The organism is Prochlorococcus sp. MIT 1323 (assembly GCF_047304905.1).
In the GTDB taxonomy this organism is placed as follows: Bacteria; Cyanobacteriota; Cyanobacteriia; order PCC-6307; family Cyanobiaceae; genus Prochlorococcus; species Prochlorococcus marinus_D.
Genome location: NZ_CP138973.1, coordinates 1,361,776 through 1,383,389 on the forward strand (window position 1 = coordinate 1,361,776; position 21,614 = coordinate 1,383,389).

Sequence of the window (21,614 nt, forward strand, 5' to 3'; positions counted from 1 at the left end):
AAATGGGCTTCATTGAAAACATCCTGCCTCCACAAAACTGGCAAAAAACGCTGTGTTCCGACCCATCAATCTCAATGATGTAAGCAAAGCTACGCCAAAAGCTGTGGCAGTGATCCAGATCAAAATGCATCATGCTGATCCAGCCTCTCAGCGACAGGCTCAACACTCAGGCCACCATTGAAGTCACTCTCGAAAAAACACCGCCAAGATCACCGCTCACCAGTTCTGCATCGCAAAAACTCAAACCATCAAAAAGCCGGTCTCATGAGACCGGCTGACTGAAGTCAAATCAAGCGCAAGGCTAGGTACAAGACCCACCTACAACTTCCAGAATCTCCTGGGTAATTGCTGCCTGACGTGCTTTGTTGTAGTCAAGCGTGAGGGTCTTAGCTAAGGCCTTGGCATTGTCGCTGGCGTTGTTCATCGCCGTCATCCGACTGGCCAACTCGGAAGCCGCCGATTCCTGGAGGGCACGCAGCATCTGATTTTGCAGATAGAGAGGCAACAAAGCATTGAGCAGTTGCTCAGGACTCTGTTCAAAAATGATGTCCGAAGGCAGCGGAGGCTGCTCATTAGCAGGCCCAACACCTTTCTCAACTGTCAGACGACTATCCTTCGTCGTCAACCGGAAGATCTCATCATCGGCTTCGGCGATGCCCTGGGGATCAAGCGGCAAGAGGGTTTGCACCACAGGATTACAGCTCACAAGGTTAATGAACTTGGTGTAAATCACCTCGATTCGATCTGTGCTTTGAGAAAGAAATTCGGCTAAAACCTCAGTGGTGATCGACTCTGCGTCGTCAGAGGTTGGAACTTGCTCAAGGCCTGTGAAGGTAGCTCGAATCGTGTACTGGCTTGATCGATTGCTGAAATAGGTGATTGCCTTGCGACCAATTAAGACAAGGTCAACCTTGTATCCCTGGCCATTCAACTCGGCATAGCGCTGCTCAGTGCGCTTGATGATGTTGGAGTTGTAGCCTCCGCAAAGGCCACGATCACCTGTAACGGCAAGCAGGGTAATGGTTTTGAGATCGCTGGTCTTCATGAGAGGCGCATCTGCCATCTCAAAACTCATTCGCGATTGAATGTTCTCCAACACGCGAGCCAACCGGTCGGCGAAAGGGCGACTTCGCAACACCTGTTCCTGTGCTCGACGCACTTTCGCAGCGGCTACGAGACGCATCGCCTCAGTAATCTTTCTGGTGTTCTTAACGGAAACGATCCGGTCGCGGATGTCCTTGAGGTTCGCCATGGATAGGGTTCTCCGGGTTTACCTTCAGGGTCAGGCCGAGGCCAGCATCGACGACTTCACCTCGTTGATAGCGGCCTTGAGAATGGTCTCAGCATCCTCGTTGAGCACTTTCTCAGTCTGAACTTTGGTGATGTACTCGGGCTTGTTGGTCTTGAGGTAATCACGCAATTCACGTGAGAACTGAGTGACCTGATCCTCAGGAACCTCATCAATCAAGCCTTTCACTCCTGCATAAACGATCGCAACCTGCTCAGCCAAATTCAGCGGTGCAAACTGAGGCTGCTTAAGCAGCTCGCGCAGTCGCTTACCACGCCCCAACTGCTTCTGAGTTGCTTCATCTAAATCAGAGGCGAACTGAGAGAAAGCAGCCAATTCATCAAACTGAGCCAACTCAAGCTTCAACGTTCCGGCAATCTTTTTGATCGCTTTGGTTTGAGCAGCACCACCAACCCGGCTCACTGAAATGCCAACGTTGATGGCAGGACGCAATCCTGAGTTGAAAAGATCTGAACTCAAGAAAATCTGACCATCCGTGATCGAAATCACATTGGTAGGGATATAAGCCGACACGTCTCCTGCTTGGGTTTCAATGATCGGCAGTGCCGTCATCGAACCACTACCCATCGCATCAGAAAGCTTTGCTGCCCTCTCAAGAAGGCGGCTGTGGAGATAGAAGACATCTCCTGGATAGGCTTCACGACCGGGAGGACGACGCAGCAGCAGTGACATCTGACGATAGGCCTGGGCCTGCTTGGTTAGATCGTCGTAGATGACCAAAGTCGCCTTGCCCTTGTACATGAACGACTCAGCAATAGCTGCGCCCGTGTAAGGAGCCAGGTACTGCAAAGCAGCAGGGTCGGAAGCGCTAGCTGCCACAATCACGGTGTAATCGAGAGCGCCCTTCTCGCGAAGCACCTCAACCACGTTGGCCACAGAAGCAGCCTTCTGGCCGACAGCTACATAAACACAGACAACATCCTCTCCCTTCTGGTTGATGATCGTGTCGATGGCGATCGCGGTCTTACCTGTCTGACGGTCACCAATGATCAACTCACGCTGACCCCTACCGATAGGAATCATCGAATCGATTGATGTAATTCCTGTCTGCAGCGGCTCATGCACCGACTTACGTTTGATGATGCCTGGAGCTATCGACTCAATCAAGCGACTCTCAGTGCTGGGGATGTCGCCTTTGCCATCCATCGGTTGACCCAAAGGAGTCACCACTCTGCCCAGCATCTCATCGCTGACGGGCACTGAGGCAATCTTGCCAGTGGCTTTGACGGTACTGCCTTCCTGAATACCAACACCCTCACCCATCAACACCGCACCAACGTTGTCGTCCTCCAAATTGAGGGCGATCCCTTCAGTGCCATCCTCAAATTCCACCAGTTCGCCAGCCATGACCTGCTCAAGGCCATAGACACGAGCGATACCGTCACCAATCTGCAGAACAGTGCCGACGTTGCTGACGGAAACCGACTTGTCATAGTCGGAGATCTGCTGCTTGAGAATCGCGCTGATCTCGTCGGGGCGGATGGAAACCATGGGAGGCGTTGGTGTTGAGGAAGAGGGTGAGAAAGAGAAAAAGGTAGGGAGCTAGCTCACCTTGGCCAGTGCCAGGCCAAGACGTCGAACCTGTCCAGCAACGCTGGCGTCGATCACCTTGGAGCCGACGTTGACAACGAAACCACCGATTAAATCTGGATCAATTTTGAGGTTGATCTCCAACTTGTCGGTATTGGCAACAGCCTGCACTTTCTTTTGCAGCGCAGCCTGTTGCTGCTCACTGAGTTCAGCAGCAGAGGTCACTGTGGCGAGAGCGATGTTGCGTTGCTCGCGATAGAGCTCAATCAAGCGCTCAAGCACCGCATCCAAAACGCCGATTCGTTGACGATCAGCGAGCAGCTTCAGCAGGTTGAGGAAAGAAGGTGTGACCTGATTAGCAAACAGCTTTTGCAAGGCAGCCTTCTTGGCCTCTACTTCCAAAACGGGTGAGGCCATTGCCCCACTTAGCTCAGGGCAGTCGTTCCACAAGGCCAGAACTGCCTTTGCCTGATCAACCACCTGATCGACTTCCTTGCGGCTTTCAGCCACTTGAAGAAAGGCCTCGGCATAGGGGGTGGTGATGGTGTTAAGCAGTGGCATCAGGCTTCCCCAAGGTTTTTGATGGACTGACTCACCAACTTGGATTGAGCCTCGGCATTGAGTTTCCCAGGTAAAGCAGATAGTGCATTCTCGATCGCCATTCGGGCAGCTTCTCGACGCAATTGAGCGCTAGCACGACTGGCTTCAGCATTGAGATCTGCTGTAGCACCCTGCTTAACACGTGCCATCTCCTCAACCGTGCGTTTTTCACTGTCAAGACGAATGGCTTCCGCACGAAGCTTGCAATCCTCGCGGATCTGTTCGGCTTTCTGATGGGCAGCTGCCAAATCCTTTTTGGCAGCTGCCAAAGCCTCTGTGGCCTTAAGCAGACGATCTTCAGCATCCTGAAGATCAGCCATAATGGCGACACGGCGGCGCTCAAGGATCCCCCCTATAAAAGGAGGAAGGAATTTGTAGAGACCGAAAATAACAATCGCCAGATTGACAATGTTGGCGTCAAACAAGTCGAGGTTCAGGCCGAAACCACCCTCACTGGCAAAGAACAAAGGACTAATCATTTGGCTGCCAGCAGGCGGTTAACGATGAGATCACCAAGCTTTTCTGCATCGCCCTTAAGTTGACTGAGGGCCGAATCCCTCTGAGCATCAATCTCACGGCGAGCCTTCTCCCGAGCTGCATTCGCATCAGCATTTGCAATAGCGAGGGCTTCTCGGTAGAGCTGTTCAGAATCCTTTTCAGCTTCTTGAATTAACTGCTGGGCAGCGATACGAGCTGACTTGAGCTGTTCCTTAAGCTCTAACTCCAGCTTCTCCGCCTCCGCAAGCTTTTGCTTCGCCTCAGCGCGACTGGTTGTGACATAGACCTCTCGTTCCTCAACGACCCGACCAACGGGTCTGAAGAAGAGAGCATTGAGGATGAAGGTGAGGAGCACCACCTGCAACGCCATGAGCGGCAGAGTGGCATCGAAGTCAAAGAGACCTCCAGCACCGAACAGAAGCAAGCTGGTCATGAGGCGAGAGTGACAGCAGTTGAAGCAGGACTCAGAACGGAGTGAAGGCTGGAGGGCGATGAATGCCCCTGGGAAGAGTTCCGATCAACTCACAACCATGACCGTGAGGTGATGAGAGCAGCCAGCGAGCGACTCCGGTCTGGATCAACCAGCGAAGGGATTGGCGAACAGCAACACCAAGGCGACCACAAGGCCATAGATGGTGAGAGATTCCATAAAGGCAAAAGAGAGCAGCAGGGTGCCGCGAATCTTGCCTTCAGCTTCAGGCTGGCGGGCAATGCCCTCAACAGCGCCGCCTGCAGCGGTGCCCTGACCGATACCTGGGCCGATGGCCCCGAGGCCTACAGCTAGACCAGCGGCAACAACAGACGCGGCGGTGGTAATGGAATCCATGGTTGAACTAAAGGTGTGGGGCGCTAAAACAGCGCGTATGGGGACCGAGAGGTTGATACCAGCGCCAGGGACATCTCGGAGATTGTGAGATGGGCCCGAACAAGCCGGACCTGCGCGCATGGAGTTTGCCAGACCGAGGGGTTAGGCCTGGCTAGATCAGAGTTTGATCAATGGTGCTCTTCTACCGCTTCACCGATGTAATAGGCGGCGAGGGTGGCGAAGATTAGAGCCTGAATGGCACTGGTGAACAGTCCAAGGAACATGACCGGGACTGGCAGGAAGAGGGGAACAAGGAAAACCAAAACCGCAACAACCAATTCATCAGCAAGGATGTTTCCAAACAGACGAAAGGAGAGTGATAAAGGCTTGGTGAAATCCTCAACGATCTTGAAGGGGATCATGATCGGGGTTGGATGGACGTAGTACTCGAAGTACCGCAATCCCTTCCGACTCAAACCGGCATAGAAGTAAGAGAGCGACACAAGTAGAGCAAGCGCCACGGTGGTATTGATGTCAGCCGTAGGAGCACCCAACTCCCCACTGGGGAGGTGGATTAATTTCCATGGGACCAAAGACCCACCCCAATTGCTTACAAAGATGAACAAGAACAAGGTGCCAATGAACGGCATCCAATCGCGATAAGCCTTCTCACCAATCTGGGTGCGAGCTAAATCACGGATGTAATCCCAGAGGAACTCGAGAAGATTTTGAACACCGTGTGGATCACGCTCCATCTTGCGTGTGCCCACAACAACAAGGGCAAGAATGGCGCCAATCACAATCCAGGATGTCATGAACACCTGGCCATGGAGCTGAAGATTGCCAATCTGCCAGTAAAGGTGTTGACCCACCTCCAGTTCGGCAAAGGGAAGAGCAATTGGCAAGAAACCCATCAGGCTGGAAATTCGGTGTCGAGAAAACGACGGTTTGAGGAGAAGCCGGCAAACCGGCAATTCAGTTGATCCAGGTTTGGTTCAAGTTCATGACTCAAGCAAAACCTGCAGGATCATGGCGGGCTTATAGAGCAGAAAACCGAGCAGGGCCGGCAGAAGCTCAAGCTGAGGCAAACGAGAAACCGCAAGTACAAGCAAAACGGGAACGAGAAGCTGAAACTTGCTCACACTCTTCGATCCGTTGCCGAGCTTGCCAACGCTGCGAGCTAAAAGCCGCAGGTAGAGAACTCCAGACAAAGCACCGACTAGCACACTGCTAGCGATGTGAAGATCGAAGAAAAGTGCGGTGACGGCCACAGCAAAAGCGGAGACGGTCAACGTTGCCAGGATGTAGCGCCGCTGTAGCTGCGCATAGTCGTCAGATGAAGCAGTAGAAACCACAGCTGACAACTCAGGATCCATAGAGAGCTCAGTGTTAGGGCTAGCCTCCACAGCTGTTTCCAGTCCACCCTGTCCCTCCTTTGGAGGGTCAATTTCAGGCTGGAGCAGCGGGGATGCCAGCAAGGGCGCCGAGGCTCTTGGATAAAGGCCCGCGGAATCTATCATGTAGATGCAACATTTCCAGGCGAAAGCAAGAGCACATTCCGCCGTTGCAAATCCCTGGCCAAAGAGCTGATCCGCTTCGAATCCCAGCCAAGCGGCAAACATCCGAGAGCTGTATCAGGCGCCGCCTCGATTGCCTTAAGCAACTCAACTTGCTCAACGCTTAGCTCTAGAGGAGCCATCTCGAAATCCAGCAAAGACTGGCCAGGCCAGCCCCAGAGACAGATAGAAAGCTTTCCCGTAGCAGCAAGCAACTCCTTATCATCTGTCCAACCCAGGGAGGCCTGTGGCCCCTTGGAGAGGAAGAACTCGAAATGACTGATGTCTGGATCTAGCTCTTCCATCAGTTGCCATTGCTGACGCTGCGGTAACGCCAAAGCCATCTCAAGCAATTCACCCTGCAACAGCCTTACTGGATCCCAAACCTTGGGATTAGAAAAACCCACAAACTCCAAATCAGCTGAAGCGACAAAAGCAAAAAGTCGTTCAAGGTTGTAACTCGTCTCCTGGGGATGGAGATACATATCTGCAAAGTTCACGTCTGCTACGCAGTCGATAGCCCAGCGCTGTTCATGATGAAGCCTGAGGCGGTTGTCCTCAGGCAAGATTGCAAACAGCTGCCGGGCCAATCTCAAGCCCTGCTCATCAGTGCCCACTCCCAGGGACGAAAGAAACCGCTGAATGCGATGAATTTCCCATCGACCAGCTTCGGCATAAAGGAAAAGGTGCAGCAAAGCCCCTGGCTTTAAACGGGATGCCAGAGCTTTGAGTCCAGCTTCCGGCTGTCGCAAGTGGTGCAGCGCACCAACGGAATTGATGTAGTCAAATTGCCCCTCATCTTCAAGCTCGAGCAAGCTTTGGTTCTCGATACGAACATGCGCCTGATCGTTGCCTCCGGAAAGCTGCAAACGCTCTCGAGCCACCTCCAGCGCGCCGCGGGAAATGTCCACAGCCAGGATGTCCGCGCCGGGATTGAGATGGGCTAGGTAATCGGTACTAACACCCGTACCGCATCCGGCATCAAGGATTTTTAGAGGCTCACTACCAGCACATTTTCGGGCAACAGAACCGGTACAGACCGCATAGGCCATATCCACACACCAACGCCAGTTGTATCCAGGCGGCGGCCCGTCCTGCAAAGGATCTCCTGGATAGGGGAACCGGTCATAAAAAGCACTGACAACAGGTGTGGCCTCGTCGCACGGCTGAGCAGCAGAGGACATCGAAAGGGAGCTGGCAACAACGCGAGCATTTCATGGCCTCCCCACGAGGGGAGTCAGGACATCCCCTACAGCACATATCCCAAAGCGAAGAAAGCTGAATCGACAAAATCAAACTCGTTTCTAGAAAGAAGATTGTGAAGATCAAAAATCGAACCTATGACATCTCCTGAATGCCCTTGAACTTCTCTTTTCCAATAATGTTTAAGCAGTTTTTTGTTGTCAATTAAGACTTGGCAAAGTGCTATTAACACGTCTCAATAGGTCAACTTGACTAAGACCTCCCCCCTTGAGCAGCTCCTCCGTCCTATCCCACCGGAGTCAAAAACAACGGCAAGGGGCATTACGGCTTAGCCGTAATGATGGAAGCGATCAGTTGTCTTTCTGGCAAAAACGTCTCCCGCTCCCCTGGGCACTCTGGCCCGCTGAAGGCCGTTTACTACTTACCCTTTTTGCCTTCTGGAGCCTGGCAGGGCTGATGGTGCTTGGCTCGGCTAGCTGGTGGGTAGCCACTCGAGAAATGGGAGAAGGTGCTTATTACGTCAAACGACAACTGATATGGATGGCTGCCAGCTGGAGCCTGCTTGGCCTGGCTGTCTCTACCAGTCTGCGCCGTTGGCTAAAACTGGCAGGACCAGCCCTCTGGCTCAGTTGCTTACTCGTCGCAGCGACCCTAGTGATCGGTAGCACCGTCAATGGGGCCAGTCGCTGGTTAGTGATCGGCCCTCTCCAAATCCAGCCATCAGAACTAGTCAAACCCTTTGTGGTGCTGCAAGCCGCCAACCTGTTTGCCCACTGGCAGCGCATCAGATCAGATGAGAAATTGCTCTGGATTGGCCTCTTCGGGGCCCTACTTCTACTGATTCTCAAACAACCCAACCTCAGCACTGCCGCACTGACTGGCATGTTGCTATGGCTGATGGCACTGGCCGCTGGTCTGAGGTTGCGCACCTTGCTGACAACCGCCATGGCAGGCGGCCTGCTTGGCACAACCAGCATTCTGATCAATGAGTATCAACGCATACGAGTGGTCTCCTTCCTCGACCCATGGCAAGACCCACAAGGGAGTGGTTACCAGCTCGTACAAAGCCTGCTTGCCATCGGCTCCGGGGGGTGGTTTGGCGAGGGCTTTGGCCTCTCCACCCAAAAACTGCAATACCTGCCCATACAAAGCACTGATTTCATCTATGCCGTTTTTGCCGAGGAATTTGGTTTCGTTGGCTCGGTGATGATGTTGCTCTTCCTAATGCTGGTGGCTTTCCTCGGCCTACGTGTAGCTCTGAGTTGCAGAACCAACCAGTCGCGATTGGTTGCTATCGGCTGCACAACGATCCTGGTGGGTCAAGCCGTGATCAATGTGGCCGTAGCCTCCGGCGTGATGCCCACAACCGGCTTGCCCTTGCCAATGGTGAGTTATGGAGGCAATTCACTGCTCTCAAGCGTAATGATTGCCGGTCTGTTGATCCGTTGTTCCCTTGAATCAACAGGGCTCCTTGGTGGCAGATCCCCTCGACAGCGACGTCAGTCGATAGGGTAAATACCGTAATTTGATCCGGCTGAGCCGGCTCTACCTATCCCTGCTCTGGACCTGGTTCTCTCAGATCTAGCCCGTAACGGTGAGCAAATGCTCAGCCAAGGGCTAAGCAATCAAGGTCCGATCACCCTGGCCCTCGTTTTTGCTGCCGGCTTTCTCACCAGCCTAGGCCCCTGCTCCCTTTCCCTATTACCCGTCACCCTGGCCTATCTGGCAGGTTTTGATAGCAATCAGGCCCCCTGGCGCCGCAGCATCGCATTCTGTGGCGGCATTGTGGGTTCCCTGGTACTGCTTGGCAGCCTTAGTGGTCTGATCGGACGGATTTACGGCCAGGTCCCTGGAGTGGTGCCCACCGTGGTCGCACTGCTGGCGGTAGTCATGGGACTGAATCTACTGGGCCTCCTAAAACTGCCCCTGCCTGCAGGACCAGATCCAGATCTTTGGCGGCAACGGGTTCCAGCTCCACTTGCCCCAGTAGCCGCCGGGTTGGCCTTCGGCCTAGCCGCCTCCCCCTGTACGACACCTGTGCTGGCTGTACTACTGGGATGGATCGCCCAGAGTGGTCAACCTTTGGTAGGAATCGTGCTGCTCACCTGCTTTGGCATTGGGCAGGTCCTACCACTACTCCTAGCAGGAAGCGCCGCTGCCATCCTGCCGAAATTACTGGCACTGCGACCATTAGGCCGCTGGATCCCCCCCATGAGCGGAGCCGTTCTACTCACGACGGGCGTTCTCACTCTGTTGGCCCGCTGGAGCTGAACCTATGGCCACCTTTAAGCGCCTTCTTGCCTGGATCTCCGACCTACGAATAGCCATAGGCTTGCTACTCGTTATCGCACTCGCAAGTGCCCTAGGTACTGCGATACCCCAGGGAGAACTCCAAGAGAGCTACCTGGAAGGCTATAGCGACAAACCCTGGCTGGGCTTTGTCAACGGTTCGATGATTCTGCGCCTGCAGTTGGATCACGTTTACACCAGCAGCTGGTTTTTAGCGCTGTTGGCCTGGCTTGGGCTTGCACTGATCCTCTGCAGCTGGCGAAGACAATGGCCTGCTCTGCAAGCAGCCCTGCAATGGATCGACTACCAGGAGCCGCGTCAATTAAGCAAACTGGCCATCGCCGAAACAATCTCAAGCCCACCAAAAAACGAAAGTATCGACAAACTGGCAGCCCATCTCCATCAACAGGGATGGCAAGTCCAACAAAAGCCTGGCAGACTCGCCGCGCGTCGGGGGATTATCGGCCGAGCAGGGCCAATGCTTGTGCATCTGGGCCTAGTACTGCTGATGCTAGGGGCCGTCTGGGGGTCCTTAGGTGGAAATCGTTTGGAACAATTCCTCACCCCGGGACGTTCCCTCGACTTGTTAAACCGTGATGGGAACAGCCATCTCAAACTCACCCTGACAAACTTTGGAATTGAAAGAGACCCAGCGGGTCGACCTGAACAGTTCCGCTCACAACTAGAGCTGCTTGAACCTGGTCAAGACACTGCCAAGCTGCACGAAGTCAGTGTCAACCATCCGCTGCGCTTCCATGGCTTAACTGTCTATCAAGCAGACTGGTCTCTAGCTGCGATCACACTGCAACTTGGCCGCAGCCCTCTACTGCAGCTGCCTCTGCGCACTTTCCCAGAGCTTGGCGAACAGGTCTGGGGGCTCGTACTGCCGACCAACCCTGATGGCAGCGAGCCAGTCCTTCTGAGCCTCACCAGCGAAGCAGGGCCAGTACAAGTGTTCGATGCCACCGGAGAGCGCTTGGCCAGCCTGCGACCAGCAGGCCCAACGGCAGAGGTGAAGGGAATACCCATCCGAGTCGTCGAGGTTCTACCCGCCAGCGGCCTGCTTCTCAAGCGCGATCCGGGCGTGCCTCTGGTCTACATCGGTTTCTTGATCACCCTGGTGGGTGGGGGGCTGAGCATGATTGCCACTCGCCAACTCTGGGCGGTAGGCGACCCTGAAAATGAATGCCTACACGTTGGCGGTCTCTGCAACCGCAATCTGACCGGCTTCGCTAATGAGCTGCCCAGCCTGCTTGCAGCAGCAGTACCACAGCAATAAGAATCTATATTTACAAAATTGCCAATATTTTTTTAATTCTCTGGCCTTAGATCAATCAACCAGCACAAGGGAAGTCAAACAAACCCAGATTGCTATAAACAGTTTTCATTTAAATGGTTATTCCAAAACCATTTAAATCTTAACTTCACCCTTTCTTCAAGCATGCCCTAAATGAGCATGCTTCTTGGTTAATGATTTTCAAATCTCACGCTTGCATTCCAGAACTCTTCCGAGCCAATGTTATTTTCTATCAATCCATTATTACCTATCGTACCATCAACATAGTGATTCAAGGTGCAAATAGCATGAAGCCCTGCATTGTAGTCGCTATTAATTACTCCGTCATTGATCAAAAAGAGATTGCCAATGCTCAAGAACAGTTATTCTGCGCCTGAGCGTTCTATTGTGACATGATTTACATAGCAATGTTCAATGAAATAAGCATTTTCGCCTGAAACACTTGGATCAATATTAATTGCACTGCCAGCATCATTTGGATGAGGCATAAGTGGCTTGCTCGCCATCATCAAGCCATAAGACTCTTTAGCAACATTATGCTATCAACCTGACTGGGCATAAAACCAGACACATCTATTGCTTAATTGACTAACAGGGCTGACGACTGCCATGGCTAACCCGCACCACCGTATGCACATTGCCGCGCGGATTGAAATCTGCTTCTAATTGCATCCAGAGAGGATCACAGGCGACAACCAAATCATCAAGGATCTTGTTTGCGGCCTCCTCATGTGAAATCGTGCAATTCCGATAGCTATTCACATAGAGCTTGATCGCTTTGAGCTCAATCACTCTCGGGCCTGGCTGATAAAGCAGACGTAGCACAGCAAAGTCGGGATACCCAGAGAACGGACATTGACAGGTGAACTCAGGCAATTCAATTGAGATCTCATAGGGCCGCTCAGGCCTCGGATTGTCAAAGCAGATCAGCTCACCCTCAGCAATCACCCTTTCGCCATAGAAGGGTTTAGAGGCCTGCGCTTGAGTACTGCTCACGGGGATGGAACGATGCCTAAAACGGACCTTAGATCTCGACTCCTAGCTCGGCCTTAGAGAAGAAAGAATCTGCTTTGGAGTCAACGCAAACCGCAGGAACGCCCATCAAAGCCCCAATTTAAGAAACTCTTCAGATGACAAAGTCGAAAATGTTCACCATGAACAGCGTGCTCGCTGTAAAAAGGAATTGAAGGACAAAACGTTGAGCTAGGTCATCGCATCGTCGTTGATCCATCAGCCGGAAGTAGCCCTCCGCAAGGCGAAGCAACGCTCCTTTCCACGAAGCGGCACCTCTGCCATCAAGGCAAGAAACCACATCCCTTCGAGGCTCATCCCATGACCACTCAAGAACGCACCTATCGCGGCGTCACCTACAAGACTGCTGACCACGAGCAGCCCAGTAATAGCGCCGTGAAGCATGTCTACCGCGGACAGCGCTATGAGGCTCCCCTCAAGCATGACGCACGACCTGCTGATACCGAGGTGGAACTGAATTATCGCGGCAAGGTCTACCATCACCGCCAAAATGACGCCGCAACAAGCTGCAACCGCTAAATCGGTAACAACAGCCACAACCCAGGCCCGTTGAAAAAGCCCTAATGGGTTCACTCACGGGCCCAGTTCATGGACATCTGGTTAATCGGTACTGGTGACAGCATCCAGATCCGCCCTGCCAGCATCCATGGAATGCTCTGGCTACAGACCCATTTTGAAGATGCCCACTGGGATGCGCTTGCTTCAAGCCAAGTCAGACTTCCTCAATTGGACGCGGAAGCCCTTTCCCAGGATGCAAAGAACGCAGGAATGAGCCTCGGACATCTATCTGCACTATCAGTTCCAGGCCGTTTCTGACAAAATTCCTTTATCTCTGAACGAGCAACATCAAGCCGTCATGAAGAAAGTCGAGGCGATTGTCCGTCCCTTCAAGCTTGAGGACGTCAAGCTTGCATTAGTCAATGCCGAGATCATCGGCATGACTGTGAGTGAAGTGAGAGGCTTCGGACGCCAGAAAGGCCAAGTTGAGCGCTATCGGGGCTCGGAATTCACCGTTGAATTCCTGCAGAAGTTAAAGGTCGAAGTGGTCGTCGACGACGACAAGGTGGAAGCTGTCGTGAACGCCATTGCTGAAGCTGCCAAAACAGGCGAAATCGGTGACGGCAAGATTTTCATCTCTCCAGTGGATTCCGTAGTCCGTATCCGTACCGGTGATCGTGACAGCAAAGCCCTCTAGGCCAACGTCTTAGCCACAAGTCTCTCAAGAACTGGAAAATCTGCGAGGGTCTCGTCACCCAGCCAGAGCAGGTATTCATGATTACCAGCCGGTCCAGTGATCGGAGAAGCGATAAGTCCCTTGGGCCACCAACCCAAAGACCTTGATGTATCGATCACGCTCTTCAAGGCATCCACATGGGCCAAGGCATCCCTGACCACTCCACCTTTACCCACCCGCTCACGCCCAACCTCAAACTGGGGCTTCACCAACAGCACTGCCTCTGATTGGTCTGGCTTAAGTAGTTTCTTGATGGCAGGCAGCACAAGCCGCAAGGAGATGAAGGCAAGATCAGCAACAGCAAGGCTCGGCAAAGGCTCCTCAGCCCCGTAGAGCTGATCAGGGCTGAGGGTGCGCAGATTGGTGCGCTCCCTCAGCACCACGCGAGGGTCGTTGCGCAAATCCCAGGCCGTCTGGCCATAGCCCACATCGATTCCATAAACCCGCGCGGCACCATGCTGCAACAGGCAATCGGTGAAACCTCCTGTCGAGATGCCGCCATCCAGGCACACTCGTCCCTCAACATTGAGAGGAAACTCCCGCAGCGCACCCAGCAACTTTTCCCCGCCACGAGACACGAATCTCGGTGGCTGCTCAACCTGAAGCTCAAGCTCCTGCGACACCTCATGACCAGGCTTATCAAGCAGCTGGCCATTACCATCACGCACCTTGCCGGCGCGGATCAGCTGCTGAGCCTGATGGCGAGAACTCGCCAAGCCCTTCATCAGCAGCTGCAGATCAAGACGCTGTTTGTGGGACATTTCGTCATAAAAGCAGACTTGAAAACGAAACAAAAACCTCTTAACCACCGCAAAAAGCGAAAGCTTCCGAGAAGATCACCGCAACTCGCCCGCCAGGACGTGTCTCTAGGCCAACCTCCACAACCCATAGCTATCCATCGGTACACAAGCCGCAGCAATCTGCATGTTGTTCCTCAAAAGCAACTCGCCACAGTGCTGGAGCTACTGCCGCCGGGCAGCTTTGTGACCCTTGAAAATCAACCCAACGATCTACCGCCATTCCAATTGATCCAATGCAAAGGTGGCCGTTGCTGGGTACGGCAACAGGCCTGGGGGCAACATGTTCATTGGGAAGTTGAACACCGTCGACTCAAGTCAGCCTGAATCCAAAGACTTAAGTTCAAGAATCAACCGCCCTTCTGTGAGCCCTTGATCGAGCGCTACACACTGCCCGAAATGGGCGAGATTTGGACCGACAGGGCCAAGTATCAAAGCTGGCTAGATGTAGAGATCGCTGCTTGTGAGGCCAACTGTCAACTGGGGAAGATCCCAGAGGCTGAAATGCAGCAGATTCGTAAACGCGCAACCTTCGAACCACAGCGCATCTTGGAGATTGAGGCAGAGGTTCGCCACGACGTCATCGCCTTCCTGACCAACGTTAATGAACACGTAGGGGATGCCGGCCGCTACATCCACGTCGGCATGACCAGCAGCGATGTGCTGGATACGGGTCTGGCCCTGCAGTTAAAAAACTCTGTGGCATTGCTAAAACAAGAACTGGGCAGCCTTCAAGAGGCGATCCGCAGCTTGGCAGTGGAGCACAAGGGCACAGTCATGATCGGCCGCTCCCATGCCATCCATGGCGAACCAATCACCTTCGGTTTCAAACTGGCCGGTTGGCTAGCAGAAACAATGCGCAATGCCGAGCGACTGGAGAGGCTGGAACGGGATGTGGCTGTAGGCCAGATCAGTGGCGCCATGGGCACCTACGCCAACACGGATCCAAAGGTTGAGCAGCTCACATGCGAGCGCCTTTGCCTCATCCCAGACACCGCTAGTACCCAGGTCATCTCTCGCGATCGTCATGCGGACTATGTACAGACCCTTGCATTAGTGGGAGCGTCTCTAGATCGATTCGCGACAGAGATCCGCAACTTGCAGCGAACCGATGTGCTGGAAGTGGAGGAGAGCTTTGCTAAGGGACAAAAGGGAAGTTCGGCGATGCCACACAAACGCAACCCGATTCGGGCTGAGCGAATTAGTGGTCTTGCAAGGGTCCTACGCAGCTATGTCGTCGCAGCACTCGAGAACGTGGCCCTCTGGCATGAGCGTGATATCAGTCACAGCTCCACTGAGCGAATGATGCTGCCGGATTGCTCCGTCACACTCCACTTCATGTTGCGAGAGATGACCCAAGTCGTGCAGGGCCTTGGCATCTATCCAGCAAACATGCGCCGCAACATGAATATCTATGGCGGCGTGGTGTTCAGTCAGCGGGTGCTATTGGCGCTTGTTGAGAACGGCATGAGCAGAGAAGATGCCTACAGTGTTGTCCAGCGCAACGCCCATGCTGCGTGGAATACCGAAGGGGGTAACTTCCGCGCCAATCTTGAGGCCGATCCTGAAGTATCGACCCTTCTCAATGCCAAGGCGCTAGCCGAATGCTTCAGCACAGAGCTACACCAAGCCAACCTGGACGTGATCTGGCAACGGCTCGGACTCTGAATCACATGCCCTGGACGTCTAAACCGATTGGAATGATTTGAGTCGTTTAAGTCTCGCCAGACTTTTTACCATCATTGAATGGGTTCTAACGCGCTCTCAAACCCCAGAAAACACGTGAAGATCAATGTGATCTGCTTCTGCCCCTTGCCAAAAACTTGATGGCTGACCTGATGCGTATCGAACACGACAGCATGGGCACTGTTGAGGTACCCGCTGGGGTTCTCTGGGGTGCACAAACCCAGCGATCGCTCCTTAACTTCGCCATCAGCACAGACCGCATGCCAGTCGAACTGATCCATGCCTTGGCATTGATCAAACAGGCTGCCGCCAGCGTGAACTGTCGCCTGGGTGTTCTCGATGAAATCCAGCGGGATCAAATTATCAAGGCCGCCTCTGCTGTTGCATCCGGTCTCCACGACGACCAGTTTCCACTGAGGGTCTGGCAGACCGGTAGCGGTACCCACACAAACATGAATGTCAACGAGGTGATTAGCAACCTGGCGTCTCAGGCAAACGACGAACCCCTAGGTAGCCATAGGCCGGTGCATCCAAACGATCATGTCAATCGATCCCAGTCCACCAATGACGCCTTCCCTACAGCTATACATATCGCCGCAGTCCAGGGGATCACCAAAAACTTGCTGCCTGAACTGGAGCGATTGATCGCAGCCTTTGCCCGAAAAAGCAATGCATGGAGTGACATCATCAAAATCGGTCGCACTCATCTACAGGATGCCGTACCTCTCACCCTTGGTCAGGAGGCCTCTGCGTGGCGGGATCAAATTGCCTCAGCCCATAGTCGTATTCAGTCAAGCCTGATAGAGCTCTATCCCCTGCCGCTTGGAGGCACCGCCGTGGGGACTGGCCTCAACGCCCCAGCTCGCTTCGGTCAAGAAACAGCTGCACAACTTGCCAGTATCACAGGCCTGCCATTCAGCTCAGCGAAGAACAAGTTCGCCGTGATGGCGAGCCATGACGGCTTAGTGAATGCAATGGCTCAGTTGCGCATGTTGGCGGTTGCCCTATTCAAGATCTCCAATGATCTGCGCCTACTGGCCTGTGGCCCAAGGGCCGGCCTGGCAGAGCTGCATCTACCTGAGAATGAGCCGGGAAGCTCGATCATGCCTGGGAAAGTCAACCCCTCTCAATGCGAGGCCATGGCCATGGTCTGTTTACAGGTCATCGGACTTGATTCAGCCGTGACCATGGCAGGTGGTAGTGGTCATCTCCAAATGAACGTCTACAAACCCCTGATTGGCTTCAACCTGCTGCACAGCATTGAATTGCTACATGACGCCTGCCGCAATTACCGGCTGGCAATGGTGCAAGGGATTGAACCAAACCGAATCAAGATCCAGCATGATCTAGAGCAATCGCTGATGCTAGTGACAGCTTTAGCCCCAGAAATCGGTTACGACAAAGCCAGTGAGATTGCCCACCTCGCCCATGAGGAGGGATTCAGCCTGCGTGAAGCAGCACTAAAACTCGGCTATGTGAGCCAAGAAGACTTCGATCGCATTGTTAATCCGGCATTGATGACATCTGCTCGGCTGTGACCCCCCGATGACATCAAATCCTGGCGAATCAAGAAGCATCCAGAGCCAGAGTTCCGCACAGCAACGAATCAGCAATCTTCATGGTCAAGCCCAGCGCACCCGCCGGGGTTTGCGACCCTGGATGCTCTTTCTAGTTTGCTCCCTTTTCTATTTCTAAGAGTTCGTCTCACGAGTGGCCCCGGGCTTCCTACAACCCGAATTGATGCGGGTCACCGGCTCGAGCCAAGGAGAGTTTGGCCTCGCCATGGGAATGTATTTCCTCGCATACGCTCCCTCACAGCTTCTTGTAGGCCGCCTTTTCGATCGCTTCGGAGTCCGTGCCGTCGTCGCCCCAGCGGCACTTGTCGTAGCCCTGGGTTGTCTGCTCTTTGCCAGCACCAACAATGTGGTGGTGCTGGGACTAGGACGCTTAATTCAGGGATTGGATTGGTTCAGTTGCTTATCTCTGCGTCATCTATCTCGCCATGATCTGGTTCACGCCAAAACGCCATGGGATGGTCCCGGGTTTAACCGTAGCGATGGGCACTCTGGGCGCATCTTTCGCTCAATACCCACTTCTGATTCTGACGAAGTCATGGGGTTGGCGAGTCCCTTTGCTGGTTTGTACAGGGGCGGGTCTCATCATCGCTCTCATGCTGTGGAAACTCCTACCCAAGCGCCCCAATTGGTTCGTGGAGTTGATGTGAGAAGACGGGTTTGATCCAAAAAGTCCACACCCACTCGCGAGTCTTATCAAGGAAATCATGCGCGACCGGAATATCTGATGTCTTTCTCTCGCCGCAGCAGGTTTACATCTCCCGATCTAAGTGATTAGCGATCTTTGGGGAGTGACCTTCATGCACATCCACTCAGATTTGTCGACAGGGCTGTCGAGTTTGCTCACCACGCTCATCTTCATTGGTTTCGCCGCCGGAGGAATTGCAACTGGGCACTTATCCGATCGCTTGAAGCGTCGCAAGATTCTTTTTGTCACTGGAGCAATCTTGTCGTCCGTGATCGCCGTTGCGATTGCCTTGACGAACTCAGCCCCGCTTTGGTGGAACGCGATGTTGATGATCGCTCTCGGATTGACAACAGGTTCCCAGCTGCTGGCTTTCATGATGACGGCCGACGTGGCAAAACGTCATAACCGTGCGGTCAAACTAGCTTTCGTGAACTTCGTTGTCATGGTGCTGCCAGTATTCATTTAGCCCGCTGTTGGCTTCCTTGCCCAAATAGGGGTTGCTAAGGGCTTGGTCCCATCTCCGGGCCAGGAGCTCCAAGGCTCTGGTCTCGTTGTCGTCCTGATGTTCATATCAACAGGGCTCACCCTCTGAGTAAAAGATACGAAACCGCGCAAGGAGAAATTTGTCATGGCCCACTAACCAACCAGAACTCGCCTGATCAAGCCACCAGCTCTGTAGCAGGATTGAGTTCTTCGTCAACTGCAACCGCATCTAACAGATCCTCTGCCTCACACACAGGGAAGCGATTGATCGCTTTCAGTGCCAAACGTGCATTACGACGCAACTGCTCACTGATCGCCTCGCAGTAAGGCACCTGTGCGAGCAGGTCCACCGTGCGGCGGAGGATCCGCACGACATCGCCCTCATCCAGTGACGTATTGGCAATCAGATCACTCCAGGCAGTACCACGGGCCCAGGCATCGACCAAACCCATCAGCTCAGGCTCCCACCAAGCGGGGACAACCACTTGGCAGCGCTCCTGTGCCCGCAAGAGCTCTCGGCGAATACCTGCTAGATCATGGAGGGCCTCCTCCGCACTCGCCGGTGGTGGGTAGCCACTCCAAAGGTCAGGACGATTGACCTCCGTGCTAATCGCCTCGAACACCGCCGCCAGATTGGCAGGGTGCAAGTCATCCAAATGGCCACTCATCAATGAAAGACCCAGCCAAAGTTCGTTGTCGCCCCGCATCGCCGCCACAGTGCGTCCAATCTCCGTGGGATCCAAATCATCAAGACAACCAAAGTGCTGCAAGATCTCGATCAAACTCAAAAAGGTCTCCCAATGACGGTTGGTCCTCTGGTGCAGCAACTGCTGACGTTCGCAGATCTCAAGCTCAAGCTCCTCCATACGACGGCGATGTTTCTTGAGCTGTTTGCGATCCCCCCAACGATGAGCCGGTTGCTGCTCTAACTCTTCCTCAAGACCACGAACCCGCTGCGCCTGGGCCAACACCTCACCGGCCAGGTCGTACTGGGGAGTCGTCATGTCGTGACGCTTGGCCATATGGGCGACAGCAAGAGCAAGGCTTCCACTGTGCTGATCCCCATGGCGAAGTTCGCCAGAGCGCTGCAGATCCGGCTCAATCATTTCAGTCACTTGCAAACAGCTCAATTCCGCATGCAGACTGACAACCGCCGGACAGGGCAGCAGTAGCCAAACGTTCTCATCGGTTAGGCAAAGCAGAAGCGGAAACTGGCCTGGGCCCTCAAGCTTGTCGACGATCACAGCTGGAGTGACACGTCCCCGCAACTGGGGGGCCTTCAGGCTCACCAACGTGCCAACACTTGCAAACTGCAAAGCCAGGGTGAGCTCATTGGCCAAGGTCTCCTCAGCCTGTTGCTGCAAAATCCGCAACAAACGCCGCTCCTCACGCAATCGACTGCGTCGCTTTTCATAATCCTCAAAGTCTTGCCAGGGAACATCACCAGCAACTCCCTGCAGTTGCCCCAGCTGTAGCCGCAGTTGTTCCAGCGATTCCTCCTCGTACACCAAATCCAGACTGGCTAAATAGCGTCCAAAACTGCGTTCTACAAGTTCCCTTGCCTTCTTGAGGTCATGGCGCTGCAACAAGTTCAGCACCATGCCGTAGCTAGGGGTGAACTGACTCACAAGAGGATCTGCTGGGCTGGTGGCCAGCTGGCCTGCCTCACGCACGCCCTCGAAACGACTTTGCACTGTGACCACATAACCCTGAGAATCCAACCCGCGCCGCCCGGCACGGCCCGCCATCTGTAAAAATTCGCTGCCCATCAGTGGTCGGTGGCCACGCTCAGTGCGCTTCGACAACGCTGAAATCACAGTGCTACGTGCCGGCATGTTGATCCCTGCCGCAAGCGTTTCAGTGGCAAACACCACCTTCACAAGCCCCTGCTGAAACAACTCCTCGATCAGTTCCTTCCACGCAGGCAGCACACCAGCATGATGAGCAGCAATGCCCCGCAGCAGGGCATCAGCATGGATGCCATCACGAACAGCCTCTGGATTGGTCTCGCTATAGGTTCGAAGACGCTGGCGAATCAGCTCTTGCTGGGTCGGTGAGACCAGACACTGAGAGCCAAGATCCTTAACGGATTTATCACAGCCACGACGGCTGAAGATGAAATAAATCGCCGGCAACATTTCGCGCTCCGCCATCTGCGCAATCACAAATCTGATAGGCGGTGGTTCTGGCTGAGGAGGCTTAGGGGAACGCCCCTTGCGCTTGTGCCCCTTAGGAGCACGCCACACCTTGCTGTTGGGATGAAGTCCTGTGCCCGCATCGTTGAGCAAAGGGTGCAATCCCTTAGCACTGCAGAAGCTGAACTGCAGTGGTACCGGCCGATAATCACTGAACACCAACTGTGTAGGGCCATGCACCCGCTCGATCCAGTCGGTGAGCTGTCCAGCATTGGCCACCGTTGCAGAAAGCGCCACCAATTGCACAGACGCTGGACAGTGAATGATCGACTCTTCCCACACCGTGCCCCGTTGAGAGTCATTCATGTAATGGCACTCATCGAGCACCACCGCTTCCACGTCAGCCAACGGATCGTCAGCCTGGTCTGCTTCCGCATAAAGCATGTTGCGGAAGATCTCGGTGGTCATCACCACAATCGAGGCCTCACGATTGACGCTCAGATCACCGGTCATCAGCCCCACGTTCTGCGAACCAAACTGTTCACGGAAATCGCGCAACTTCTGATTTGAAAGAGCCTTCAGGGGCGTGGTGTAAAAAACCTTCTGCCCATGGGCAATCGCCCTATGGATGGCATATTCGCCCACCAATGTCTTACCGGATCCCGTAGGAGCACTAACCACCACAGAATGTCCATGGTTAAGTGCGGCAATGGCCTCAAGCTGGAATTCATCCAGCGGAAAAGAAAAGATCGCGAATGGATCCAGTTCAAGCTTGACGACGTCGGAAGCAGTCGTGACGTGCGCCACTGAACTCATGGTTTCAATCCTAAAGAGCCCTGCAATCCACTTCTGGTAATCGTTGGCATTGGCACCAGCCAGCATGCCAACAAGGCAAAAT

Annotated in this window: 24 protein-coding genes and 1 riboswitch; of the genes, 12 read left to right on the forward strand and 12 right to left on the reverse strand. The window is 53.9% G+C overall.

Annotation, left to right across the window (positions count from 1 at the left end):
* The first annotated feature begins 208 nt into the window (after positions 1 to 208).
* Complete coding sequence (locus SIB68_RS06770; RefSeq protein ID WP_413682033.1) at positions 209 to 268, forward strand: hypothetical protein; 60 nt, start codon at positions 209 to 211, stop codon at positions 266 to 268.
* Between the two features lie 33 nt (positions 269 to 301).
* Here SIB68_RS06770 and SIB68_RS06775 read toward each other — a convergent pair whose 3' ends face one another.
* From SIB68_RS06775 to SIB68_RS06815, 9 genes are all read right to left on the reverse strand, one after another.
* Positions 302 to 1,252 carry a F0F1 ATP synthase subunit gamma gene (locus tag SIB68_RS06775; RefSeq protein ID WP_063399483.1) on the reverse strand — a complete coding sequence of 317 codons (951 nt, stop codon included), beginning with the start codon at positions 1,250 to 1,252 and terminating at the stop codon, positions 302 to 304.
* Positions 1,253 to 1,282: 30 nt separating this feature from the next.
* On the reverse strand, positions 1,283 to 2,800 hold the full coding sequence (gene atpA / locus SIB68_RS06780; protein ID WP_011130835.1) for a F0F1 ATP synthase subunit alpha: 1,518 nt from the start codon (positions 2,798 to 2,800) through the stop codon (positions 1,283 to 1,285).
* Positions 2,801 to 2,851: 51 nt separating this feature from the next.
* Entirely contained in the window at positions 2,852 to 3,400 is a 549-nt protein-coding gene (gene atpH / locus SIB68_RS06785) for an ATP synthase F1 subunit delta (RefSeq protein ID WP_011130836.1), read from the reverse strand.
* Complete coding sequence (locus SIB68_RS06790; RefSeq protein ID WP_063399484.1) at positions 3,400 to 3,918, reverse strand: F0F1 ATP synthase subunit B; 519 nt, start codon at positions 3,916 to 3,918, stop codon at positions 3,400 to 3,402. The genes atpH and SIB68_RS06790 overlap by 1 nt, the downstream gene beginning before the upstream one ends.
* Entirely contained in the window at positions 3,915 to 4,370 is a 456-nt protein-coding gene (locus tag SIB68_RS06795; protein WP_011130838.1) for a F0F1 ATP synthase subunit B', read from the reverse strand. Before SIB68_RS06795 ends, SIB68_RS06790 begins: the two co-directional genes overlap by 4 nt.
* A gap of 144 nt (positions 4,371 to 4,514) precedes the next feature.
* Positions 4,515 to 4,763, reverse strand: coding sequence for an ATP synthase F0 subunit C (gene atpE / locus SIB68_RS06800; protein ID WP_011130839.1), 249 nt, complete (start codon positions 4,761 to 4,763; stop codon positions 4,515 to 4,517).
* 167 nt (positions 4,764 to 4,930) lie between these two features.
* Complete coding sequence (gene atpB / locus SIB68_RS06805; protein WP_011130840.1) at positions 4,931 to 5,656, reverse strand: F0F1 ATP synthase subunit A; 726 nt, start codon at positions 5,654 to 5,656, stop codon at positions 4,931 to 4,933.
* 87 nt (positions 5,657 to 5,743) lie between these two features.
* A complete protein-coding gene (locus SIB68_RS06810) occupies positions 5,744 to 6,262 on the reverse strand; it encodes a H+-transporting ATP synthase (protein ID WP_011130841.1) in 519 nt (172 codons plus the stop codon).
* On the reverse strand, positions 6,259 to 7,482 hold the full coding sequence (locus SIB68_RS06815; protein ID WP_063399485.1) for a class I SAM-dependent methyltransferase: 1,224 nt from the start codon (positions 7,480 to 7,482) through the stop codon (positions 6,259 to 6,261). The genes SIB68_RS06810 and SIB68_RS06815 overlap by 4 nt, the downstream gene beginning before the upstream one ends.
* Positions 7,483 to 7,768: 286 nt before the next feature.
* On the opposite strand from SIB68_RS06815, the gene SIB68_RS06820 reads away from it, so the two are divergent.
* From SIB68_RS06820 to SIB68_RS06830, 3 genes are all read left to right on the forward strand, one after another.
* Entirely contained in the window at positions 7,769 to 9,016 is a 1,248-nt protein-coding gene (locus SIB68_RS06820; RefSeq protein ID WP_063399486.1) for an FtsW/RodA/SpoVE family cell cycle protein, read from the forward strand.
* Positions 9,017 to 9,103: 87 nt separating this feature from the next.
* Entirely contained in the window at positions 9,104 to 9,772 is a 669-nt protein-coding gene (locus tag SIB68_RS06825) for a cytochrome c biogenesis CcdA family protein (protein WP_196757081.1), read from the forward strand.
* A gap of 4 nt (positions 9,773 to 9,776) precedes the next feature.
* On the forward strand, positions 9,777 to 11,069 hold the full coding sequence (locus tag SIB68_RS06830) for a cytochrome c biogenesis protein ResB (RefSeq protein WP_063399487.1): 1,293 nt from the start codon (positions 9,777 to 9,779) through the stop codon (positions 11,067 to 11,069).
* A gap of 606 nt (positions 11,070 to 11,675) precedes the next feature.
* On the opposite strand, the gene queF is transcribed toward SIB68_RS06830, so the two are convergent.
* Complete coding sequence (gene queF / locus SIB68_RS06835) at positions 11,676 to 12,083, reverse strand: preQ(1) synthase (RefSeq protein ID WP_063399489.1); 408 nt, start codon at positions 12,081 to 12,083, stop codon at positions 11,676 to 11,678.
* A 198-nt stretch (positions 12,084 to 12,281) separates the two neighbouring features.
* A riboswitch (Glutamine riboswitch) is annotated at positions 12,282 to 12,357 on the forward strand.
* Positions 12,358 to 12,419: 62 nt separating this feature from the next.
* Here queF and SIB68_RS06840 point away from each other — a divergent pair.
* From SIB68_RS06840 to SIB68_RS06850, 3 genes are all read left to right on the forward strand, one after another.
* Entirely contained in the window at positions 12,420 to 12,638 is a 219-nt protein-coding gene (locus SIB68_RS06840; protein ID WP_063399491.1) for a DUF4278 domain-containing protein, read from the forward strand.
* Between the two features lie 69 nt (positions 12,639 to 12,707).
* On the forward strand, positions 12,708 to 12,935 hold the full coding sequence (locus SIB68_RS06845; RefSeq protein WP_041384564.1) for a hypothetical protein: 228 nt from the start codon (positions 12,708 to 12,710) through the stop codon (positions 12,933 to 12,935).
* Between the two features lie 40 nt (positions 12,936 to 12,975).
* Positions 12,976 to 13,314, forward strand: coding sequence for a P-II family nitrogen regulator (locus SIB68_RS06850; RefSeq protein ID WP_011825143.1), 339 nt, complete (start codon positions 12,976 to 12,978; stop codon positions 13,312 to 13,314).
* Here the strand turns inward: SIB68_RS06850 and SIB68_RS06855 are convergent.
* The gene (locus SIB68_RS06855) at positions 13,311 to 14,114 is read right to left on the reverse strand and encodes a TlyA family RNA methyltransferase (RefSeq protein ID WP_063399492.1); all 804 of its coding nucleotides are present in this window, start codon (positions 14,112 to 14,114) and stop codon (positions 13,311 to 13,313) included. The two genes, SIB68_RS06850 and SIB68_RS06855, sit on opposite strands and share 4 nt — an antisense overlap.
* Before the next feature lie 18 nt (positions 14,115 to 14,132).
* Here SIB68_RS06855 and SIB68_RS06860 point away from each other — a divergent pair, with 18 nt between their 5' ends.
* The 5 genes from SIB68_RS06860 (at position 14,133) to SIB68_RS06880 (ending at position 18,564) form a co-directional block, all read left to right on the forward strand.
* Positions 14,133 to 14,477: a hypothetical protein gene (locus tag SIB68_RS06860; RefSeq protein WP_413681809.1), complete on the forward strand. Its 345-nt coding sequence runs from the start codon at positions 14,133 to 14,135 to the stop codon at positions 14,475 to 14,477.
* A gap of 45 nt (positions 14,478 to 14,522) precedes the next feature.
* On the forward strand, positions 14,523 to 15,818 hold the full coding sequence (gene purB / locus SIB68_RS06865; RefSeq protein ID WP_063399493.1) for an adenylosuccinate lyase: 1,296 nt from the start codon (positions 14,523 to 14,525) through the stop codon (positions 15,816 to 15,818).
* Between the two features lie 158 nt (positions 15,819 to 15,976).
* Positions 15,977 to 17,374, forward strand: coding sequence for a class II fumarate hydratase (fumC, locus tag SIB68_RS06870; RefSeq protein ID WP_063399494.1), 1,398 nt, complete (start codon positions 15,977 to 15,979; stop codon positions 17,372 to 17,374).
* Positions 17,375 to 17,546: 172 nt separating this feature from the next.
* Positions 17,547 to 18,074 (forward strand): MFS transporter, encoded by a 528-nt coding sequence (locus SIB68_RS06875; RefSeq protein WP_236068832.1) that lies wholly within the window; start codon positions 17,547 to 17,549, stop codon positions 18,072 to 18,074.
* Between the two features lie 106 nt (positions 18,075 to 18,180).
* Positions 18,181 to 18,564 (forward strand): MFS transporter, encoded by a 384-nt coding sequence (locus SIB68_RS06880; protein ID WP_236068834.1) that lies wholly within the window; start codon positions 18,181 to 18,183, stop codon positions 18,562 to 18,564.
* A 193-nt stretch (positions 18,565 to 18,757) separates the two neighbouring features.
* Here the strand turns inward: SIB68_RS06880 and SIB68_RS06885 are convergent, their stop codons facing one another.
* Positions 18,758 to 21,532 carry a DEAD/DEAH box helicase gene (locus SIB68_RS06885; RefSeq protein ID WP_063399537.1) on the reverse strand — a complete coding sequence of 925 codons (2,775 nt, stop codon included), beginning with the start codon at positions 21,530 to 21,532 and terminating at the stop codon, positions 18,758 to 18,760.
* Between the last annotated feature and the right edge of the window lie 82 nt (positions 21,533 to 21,614).

Coding starts and splice junctions, on each gene's coding strand:
- SIB68_RS06775 (WP_063399483.1), bottom strand. CDS start 1,252: ATGGCGAACCTCAAGGACATCCGCGACCGGATCGTTTCCGTTAAGAAC.
- atpA (WP_011130835.1), bottom strand. CDS start 2,800: ATGGTTTCCATCCGCCCCGACGAGATCAGCGCGATTCTCAAGCAGCAG.
- atpH (WP_011130836.1), bottom strand. CDS start 3,400: ATGCCACTGCTTAACACCATCACCACCCCCTATGCCGAGGCCTTTCTT.
- SIB68_RS06790 (WP_063399484.1), bottom strand. CDS start 3,918: ATGATTAGTCCTTTGTTCTTTGCCAGTGAGGGTGGTTTCGGCCTGAAC.
- SIB68_RS06795 (WP_011130838.1), bottom strand. CDS start 4,370: ATGACCAGCTTGCTTCTGTTCGGTGCTGGAGGTCTCTTTGACTTCGAT.
- atpE (WP_011130839.1), bottom strand. CDS start 4,763: ATGGATTCCATTACCACCGCCGCGTCTGTTGTTGCCGCTGGTCTAGCT.
- atpB (WP_011130840.1), bottom strand. CDS start 5,656: ATGGGTTTCTTGCCAATTGCTCTTCCCTTTGCCGAACTGGAGGTGGGT.
- SIB68_RS06810 (WP_011130841.1), bottom strand. CDS start 6,262: ATGATAGATTCCGCGGGCCTTTATCCAAGAGCCTCGGCGCCCTTGCTG.
- SIB68_RS06815 (WP_063399485.1), bottom strand. CDS start 7,482: ATGTCCTCTGCTGCTCAGCCGTGCGACGAGGCCACACCTGTTGTCAGT.
- SIB68_RS06825 (WP_196757081.1), top strand. CDS start 9,104: ATGCTCAGCCAAGGGCTAAGCAATCAAGGTCCGATCACCCTGGCCCTC.
- SIB68_RS06830 (WP_063399487.1), top strand. CDS start 9,777: ATGGCCACCTTTAAGCGCCTTCTTGCCTGGATCTCCGACCTACGAATA.
- SIB68_RS06840 (WP_063399491.1), top strand. CDS start 12,420: ATGACCACTCAAGAACGCACCTATCGCGGCGTCACCTACAAGACTGCT.
- SIB68_RS06845 (WP_041384564.1), top strand. CDS start 12,708: ATGGACATCTGGTTAATCGGTACTGGTGACAGCATCCAGATCCGCCCT.
- SIB68_RS06850 (WP_011825143.1), top strand. CDS start 12,976: ATGAAGAAAGTCGAGGCGATTGTCCGTCCCTTCAAGCTTGAGGACGTC.
- SIB68_RS06855 (WP_063399492.1), bottom strand. CDS start 14,114: ATGTCCCACAAACAGCGTCTTGATCTGCAGCTGCTGATGAAGGGCTTG.
- fumC (WP_063399494.1), top strand. CDS start 15,977: ATGGCTGACCTGATGCGTATCGAACACGACAGCATGGGCACTGTTGAG.
- SIB68_RS06885 (WP_063399537.1), bottom strand. CDS start 21,532: ATGAGTTCAGTGGCGCACGTCACGACTGCTTCCGACGTCGTCAAGCTT.